Origin of the sequence: Streptomyces exfoliatus (genome assembly GCF_000725545.1) — a bacterium.
GTDB classification, from domain to species: domain Bacteria; phylum Actinomycetota; class Actinomycetes; order Streptomycetales; family Streptomycetaceae; genus Streptomyces; species Streptomyces exfoliatus.
Genome location: NZ_JNZP01000042.1, coordinates 21,189 through 27,188, shown reverse-complemented (window position 1 = coordinate 27,188; position 6,000 = coordinate 21,189). Strand labels below are relative to the sequence as shown.

The following is a 6,000-nucleotide window of genomic DNA, read 5'->3' as shown; positions in this document are numbered from 1 at the left end:
GAACGTGTTCACCGGGCGCGTGGTGGCGTTCGAGGAGCAACGGGACATCGAGGGTTGGACTCAAGACGTCTACCGGGTCGAGGTCGCCTCGGTCCTGCGGGGGAACCTGCGCGGCACCGTGCGGGTCACCTACGGGCTGGACGAGGGAAGCACCGCCCCGCTGAAGGAGGGAAGCACGTACGTCTTCGCCACCAACGCCTGGGCGGATACCGCGAAGGACGGTCACGCGCAGGTGTACCAAGGCGAGATGAAGCCCGTGGACGAGGCACAGCTGAACGTGTGGAAAGGGACGATCACGATTCCTGAGGCACCTCGATAAGCAGGTCGGTGAGCGGGCGCCTCGCCAGGAGTCATCCTCCCCCAGTCGCAGTGCGGGGCGCGGTCATGCCTTCGGCTCGGGGTCTCGCCGTGCGCTTCGACGTTTCGTCCGCACCGAGTAGGCCGACGCCGCACGACTTGCCCAGCGGTCGCCCGTCGCCTCGACATGCCGACCACCCGCCGCCCCTCCGAGTGAGCCCTCCCGCTCGGACGTCCTGACGAATCCTGACCGGAGACCCGGTGCCATCCTGACCTGGCGGGCGGGCGCCGGCGCCGGCGCCGGGGAGGATTCCGGGCATGACCACGGAACACACCCTCGTCCCGCTCGGCGACGATCGTCTTCGGCAACGGGTGCTGCGATCGGAGTGCTGCTCGGCGTCGTCCAGCTGCAGCGCCCGCGCGACCGACTCCAGGACGGCGTCGGAGACGCCGGCCAGGTGAACGCGCTCGATCTTGGCGTAGTACTCCGGGCTCACGTCCGCGAGCATCGCCACCTCACCACGGCGCAGGCCCCCTACCCTCCGGTGCCCGGAGACCGGCAGTCCGGCCTGCTCGGGAGTGAGGTTCGCTCGACGGGACATGAGGAACTCCCGTGCTTCGTTCCTGGCGTCCATGCCATCCACGCTAAGGCGCGAAGCCGCGGTGAGGGGATGCCCTGCCAGTACACCCCTCACCGGGGACTCCCTCGTTCGGCATGCCCGGCGATGTCATTGACGTCGCACAGTCGAAGATCAACCGGCAGACATCCACCGCAGGCAGGAAGAGATCATGGCTGAGAACACGAGCACCGGCCGGACCGGCGGGCAGAACACCTGCGGCGACTTCGCCCTGTGGGACGGTCCATTACACCGACAGGGTCCTCTTCGACGAGGTCTGGGAGCGCGAGGGCCTGTCCGAGCGCGACCGCGGCCTCGTCACCAGTTCCACTCGGCTTCGCCCGCCAGAACGGCGTCAGCGACGAGGAGCTGAAGGAGGCCCTGGCGTTCTACTCCGGCTGGCCCAACGGCAGCACCCCCACCGCACCCTCGTTCGGCTCAAGACCGTCCCGCTCCCAGCCCATTGAGCTCGCCTCCATGCAGCGCTCGCACCGGCGCGGATCCACCGGTCGTCCATCACCACGATGCCGACACGAGCCGCCCCCGCAGCAACACGGGCCCTCCGCCCGTGGGCCCCTGCCGGAAGGCACACGGGCCATCGACGCAGAACTCCCGACGTGCCTCGTGTCTTACAGGTTTGTCCATGAGGCACGGTGGGACAGTGAAGTCCGCGGCCGGTCGGCCAGGGCGCGGCCGGACCTCTTCGACGCCCGGACTCGAACAGGAGCCCTCGTTTGCGCTTCTACGCCCAGACACCCGCACGCCGAAACCGTCAGGTGCTTGTGGACCTGATCGCCGTAACCCTGATCGCCACCGCCGTCTGGGCGGCCTTCGCTGTCCGCGAGGCGATCATGCTGTTGGCCGAACCGGGACGCAAGGTGGAAAGTGCCGGCAACAGCCTCGCCGAGGAACTCGGCAACGCCGGTGACGCGGCATCGGACGTGCCGCTCATCGGCGACATCCTGAAGAAGCCGCTCCAGTCCGCGGCCGGCGCCGGCTCCGGCTTCGCCGACGCGGGAGTGTCGTTCCAGGAGACGGTCAGCCAGGTCGCCGACGTGATCACGGCCGCCCTCATCCTCATCCCGGTGCTCTTCGTCCTGCTGTTGTGGCTCCCGCCGCGTCTGCTCTGGATCCGGCGCAGCAGCACCCTGCGCCGCCTCGCGGAGGGCCCCGGAGGCGCAGACCTGCTCGCCCTGCGCGCCCTCACCGGTCCTCCGGGCGCACTCGCCGAACTCCCGGCCCCGCCAGGAGGATGGGCCGACGCCTGGCGTCAGGGGGACCGGCAAGCCATCACCGACCTCAGCATGATCGCCCTCAACCGAATCGGACTCCGGCCATGACGTGGGGCTCGCACTCCTTCAGCGGGGGACGTAGAAGCACCGACGCCCAGCTGAAGGGGGCTTGGCGCCCATCTGCTCGCCCAGTGCCGCGGGCCCGCAGCTCCCGCTTGGACAGCGACCAGTGGTCGGCCTGGGTGGCCGGAGTCTTCCCGCAGACCACGCACGCGGTGTCGCGGTCCAGGACGCCGGCGCGGAACCGCTGGACGTGCTCGGCGTTACAGCCCCTGGCCGCGGCCGAACGGCGCGGCCACCGCTTGTCGTGCACGGCACTTCGAGGCAAGAGGGGTGGCCATGGCGCCACAGCCAGGCGTCGGCCCCCCCGTTCGCCAGGGCCAGTAGGTAGGGCTTGCTGAGCCCCAGGTCCGGGTGGATTTCGTCGTCGAACGTGTACCCGGGACCGCCCGTCCCGTTGCTCAGGGGATAGCCACCCTCGGCAAAGGTCGCATTCCGCGTGTTCCGCCATGGGTGCGTTCTGACAGTGCGGGAGCAGTCCGACGGCGCCGGCATTGTCGGTCTCCGGTGCTAGCGTCGCCACCATGGCAAACCGTTCATATCTCTACTCCGCAGACTCGATGCCGAGCGAGGCAGAGGTCCCCAAGCGGATTCGATGCATATCCGAGCACAACTGGGACATTCCGCTCGCGCACAAGCTCATGGTGGGGCGCGGAACGACGATCGTCCCCTCCATGATCTGGAACCCTCCGATCGGCATCGCCGGGGACTACGCCGACGGGGCGGCCCTGCTCCGCGAGCTCCTGCGCACGGTCGGCAAGGGCCTGGAGGACGACGCCGAGTTCGCCGAATGCGTTGCCAGGACCAAGGCCCACCTCGAGAAGCAGCAGGCTAAGTATTTCCTCCTCGAGACCGGGGAGATTGTCTCGATGACGGACGACGACCCGGAAGCGAGCGTGCGACGTCTGGCGTCCGAGGACATCCCCGACGCCGTCGCCAAGGCCGAGGCGGCAATCGCCGGCCAGAACGACGACTGGCTGACCTCGGTCCGAGCCGACTGGGAGAGACACTTCGCGTCCTTCTACAGCGAGGCTCTCTACTTCTCCTTCCCCAGCTGACGGGGTTTCACGGTGATGACCAGGCCGGTCCCGTTCAGGTGTGTGGTCTGCATGCCTCCACCCCCGGCCTGGTGAAGACTCAGGCAGGTGTTGCCCGTTGCTCTGGAGAAGACGCAACGGGCAACGAGACCGCGCGTACCGACGGGCGGGGCGTCCGGGTCGCCTCCGCGAGCAGGGTGTCGCTGGACCAAACGCCTTACTGGTCACGTGGAGTGAAAGGGCCGCGTGCCTCGTTTCCCAGGCCCGGGTGGGAAGCATTGGTGGGGATGCGAGTACCTCAACCACCGCCCCGATACGGCCCGCGACTCTCGCCGCCCCTGCCCCCCGTCATGCACGACTCGGGCGCGGACACTGCGCCCGGCGTCCTAGTCATCGACTCCTGCACCTGAACGCATCTGCCGCAGCAGGACAACAGCTGGCCCAAGCCGGCTCATCGACGGCGGTCACGCCATGACGTTCATATTCCTGACCTGCGGCCCGATGCTCGCAGCGGTCCTTCTTGCGCACTGGGAACCCCGGGGCACACGGCGCGATGCCCCCGCCCGACTCCCCTGGCGCGCGCCTCGCAGCACCTTCATCCACTGCCTGGTGGCCCCGCTCCCGCGATCCGCGGCATAGACACAGGAAGGTGTGGGGCCCGTGTCGACCTTGCGGGCCCCGCATCCGCACCACCATCCCCCTGAACCACACACGGCGCTGATCAGGCTGCCCGCGCGGGGGCCGACCAACTCGCAGCCGCGGCGAGCAGGCCATCGCCGCCGACTGCGAGATCGCACTCGCCGAGCAGCTCCTGGCCGGGCTCGACCGGTGCGCCGCCACCTTCACCGCACAGGTTGCCGCACTCGTCCGCCACCCCGGCAGCCCGAGTTCAACGTTCACCGAGCGTGCGGTGGCCGGGCCGGGGCCTCCAGTGATACGGGCCGGGGACGCCAACCTCGCCGCGCGAGACCACCAAGCTCGGCCCCGGCCCGGCTGACCGTCACAGCGGCTTCCACTCACGCCCAGGCCCTCGCCGTGCTCCTCGCCGTCCGTCGCGAACAGCCACGTCAGGCACCCACCCATGAGGACGGACCCCGCTGAGGCGCGGCGCCTGCCGACACGGCCGCAGCGTGCCTCGCGGGGGCGTCAACCCGGGAGCACTCAGGTGGCCACAGCCCTAAGCACCCCGCCGACGCTCCGGCCCGGCCCCGACGCCGAGGGCTCGGGTATGGGTAGCAGGGTATCCACGCCAGAGTCGTGCACCTACGGGCTGACGCGATGACACACTCACTTGGTCTTCTTGGCCCACAGGTAGCCGCCCAGGGCCGTCAGGGCGCACCAACTGATGGGCAGGGTTGCACTGTTGCCGCAGGGTTGCGATGAACGGGGTGAACGGCAGGTAATCGGCGAACCGTTCAGCCCGTCCGTCAGCATGTTGTTCGCGGTGGCGACGCTCTTGGCGACCATGGCCAGGGCCCGCCAGTCAGGTGAGCGCGAGGATGCAGGACCCGTGCGGCGCCTGCGCGTCAGCCCCGCCTCCATCTCCGAGGCGGTCGGCTACCTGGAAACCCAGGCGCTCATCAGGCGCGAACGCGCCCCTCACAGCCGCGCCGAGCGCTACGCCAGCGACGACGACGTAGCGTTCCAGTTCCATCGTGGCCAGCGCGCGCAACCAAACCCAGAAACTCGGCACCACCACCCCCGCCGACGCCCGGATGGAGAACACATGCCAGTTCCTCCTCCACGTCATCGACGACCTGGTCCGCTCAGAAGCCGTTGCCATACCGATCATGGAGTCTGCCGATCGAACGGAAGTCTCGATCGGGTGATCGCGGGCCATGCCGGGCATGGAGCCGGGCCTGACGGTGTACGGGGAAAATCCAGGGCAACGGACGGCCGCGCGCTGCTACGGTCGGGCTCCATGAGCTGGCTTCCCGATGACTTCGTCCACCCCGTCCTGGTACCGCTGCCGGGCGGTGACCATCACCTGCGGCCGATCCGGGAGGCGGACACCCAGCTCGACTATCCGGCTGTGATGGGTTCGCGCGAGCGGCTGTGGACCATCTACGGCCCGGCCTGGGGCTGGCCCGCGGCAACCATGACCTACGAGGCCGACCAGGCCGACCTGTTGCGGCACGAGAAGGAGATCGCCGCACACCAGTCCTTCAACTACGCGCTGTTCGACGCGGCGGAGACAGCTCTGCTCGGCTGTGTCTACATCGACCCACCGGAGAGGTCCGGCGCGGACGGCGAGATCTCCTGGTGGGTGGTGGACGAGCTGGTGGGCAGCAAGGTCGAGCAGGCCCTCGACGCGCTGGTGCCGCAGTGGATCGCCGCCGACTGGCCGTTCGAGCAGCCGCGCTTCCTCGGCCGCGAGATCTCCTGGTCGGACTGGCTCGCCCTGCCGGAGCATCCCGACACGTAAGTGGTTGTTGGCCGTACCGATCTCGAAGGCTGTCGATCGAACGGGAGTCTCGATCGCCCTCGCGCATGTGCACGGCAACGCCGACCATCCGGACCGGGTGCGCCGGTATCCGTCGGACATGACGGACGCGGAGTGGGCGGCCGTCCGGCCGTTGCTGCCGGTGCCGGCCTGGTTCCAAGGGCGGGAGGACGGACGGCTGGTTCCCTGCCGCGCCGAGGCCGAGCTCATGCGGGTGTGGAGGAGCATCCCAGGTCAGCGGGGTCCACTCATTC

Annotated in this window: 5 protein-coding genes and 3 pseudogenes; 4 read left to right on the top strand and 4 right to left on the bottom strand. The window is 69.1% G+C overall.

Annotated features, from left to right (window positions below; all coding sequences use genetic code 11):
• Window positions 1–319: pseudogene (locus tag IO20_RS0132020) on the top strand (hypothetical protein); the annotation flags it as partial.
• Between the two features lie 328 nt (window positions 320–647).
• Here the strand turns inward: IO20_RS0132020 and IO20_RS41780 are convergent.
• Window positions 648–932 (bottom strand): annotated as a pseudogene (locus IO20_RS41780) (transcriptional regulator); the annotation flags it as partial.
• A gap of 716 nt (window positions 933–1,648) precedes the next feature.
• Between IO20_RS41780 and IO20_RS0132005 the strand changes: the two are divergent.
• On the top strand, window positions 1,649–2,254 hold the full coding sequence (locus IO20_RS0132005) for a hypothetical protein (RefSeq protein WP_030556209.1): 606 nt from the start codon (window positions 1,649–1,651) through the stop codon (window positions 2,252–2,254).
• Between the two features lie 315 nt (window positions 2,255–2,569).
• On the opposite strand, the pseudogene IO20_RS41770 reads toward IO20_RS0132005, so the two are convergent.
• Window positions 2,570–2,686 (bottom strand): annotated as a pseudogene (locus IO20_RS41770) (peptidylprolyl isomerase); the annotation flags it as partial.
• A 104-nt stretch (window positions 2,687–2,790) separates the two neighbouring features.
• On the opposite strand from IO20_RS41770, the gene IO20_RS0132000 reads away from it, so the two are divergent.
• On the top strand, window positions 2,791–3,324 hold the full coding sequence (locus tag IO20_RS0132000) for a DUF7822 domain-containing protein (protein WP_030556211.1): 534 nt from the start codon (window positions 2,791–2,793) through the stop codon (window positions 3,322–3,324).
• 1,266 nt (window positions 3,325–4,590) lie between these two features.
• Here IO20_RS0132000 and IO20_RS40510 read toward each other — a convergent pair.
• Window positions 4,591–4,770, bottom strand: a complete 180-nt coding sequence (locus IO20_RS40510) for a hypothetical protein (protein WP_157850838.1) — start codon at window positions 4,768–4,770, stop codon at window positions 4,591–4,593.
• 16 nt (window positions 4,771–4,786) lie between these two features.
• On the bottom strand, window positions 4,787–5,143 hold the full coding sequence (locus IO20_RS0131995; RefSeq protein ID WP_157850837.1) for a hypothetical protein: 357 nt from the start codon (window positions 5,141–5,143) through the stop codon (window positions 4,787–4,789).
• Window positions 5,144–5,224: 81 nt separating this feature from the next.
• On the opposite strand from IO20_RS0131995, the gene IO20_RS0131990 reads away from it, so the two are divergent.
• Window positions 5,225–5,728 (top strand): GNAT family N-acetyltransferase, encoded by a 504-nt coding sequence (locus IO20_RS0131990; RefSeq protein WP_030556214.1) that lies wholly within the window; start codon window positions 5,225–5,227, stop codon window positions 5,726–5,728.
• Window positions 5,729–6,000 lie beyond the last annotated feature (272 nt).

Coding starts and splice junctions, on each gene's coding strand:
- IO20_RS0132000 (WP_030556211.1), top strand. CDS start 2,791: ATGGCAAACCGTTCATATCTCTACTCCGCAGACTCGATGCCGAGCGAG.
- IO20_RS40510 (WP_157850838.1), bottom strand. CDS start 4,770: ATGGTCGCCAAGAGCGTCGCCACCGCGAACAACATGCTGACGGACGGG.
- IO20_RS0131995 (WP_157850837.1), bottom strand. CDS start 5,143: ATGGCCCGCGATCACCCGATCGAGACTTCCGTTCGATCGGCAGACTCC.
- IO20_RS0131990 (WP_030556214.1), top strand. CDS start 5,225: ATGAGCTGGCTTCCCGATGACTTCGTCCACCCCGTCCTGGTACCGCTG.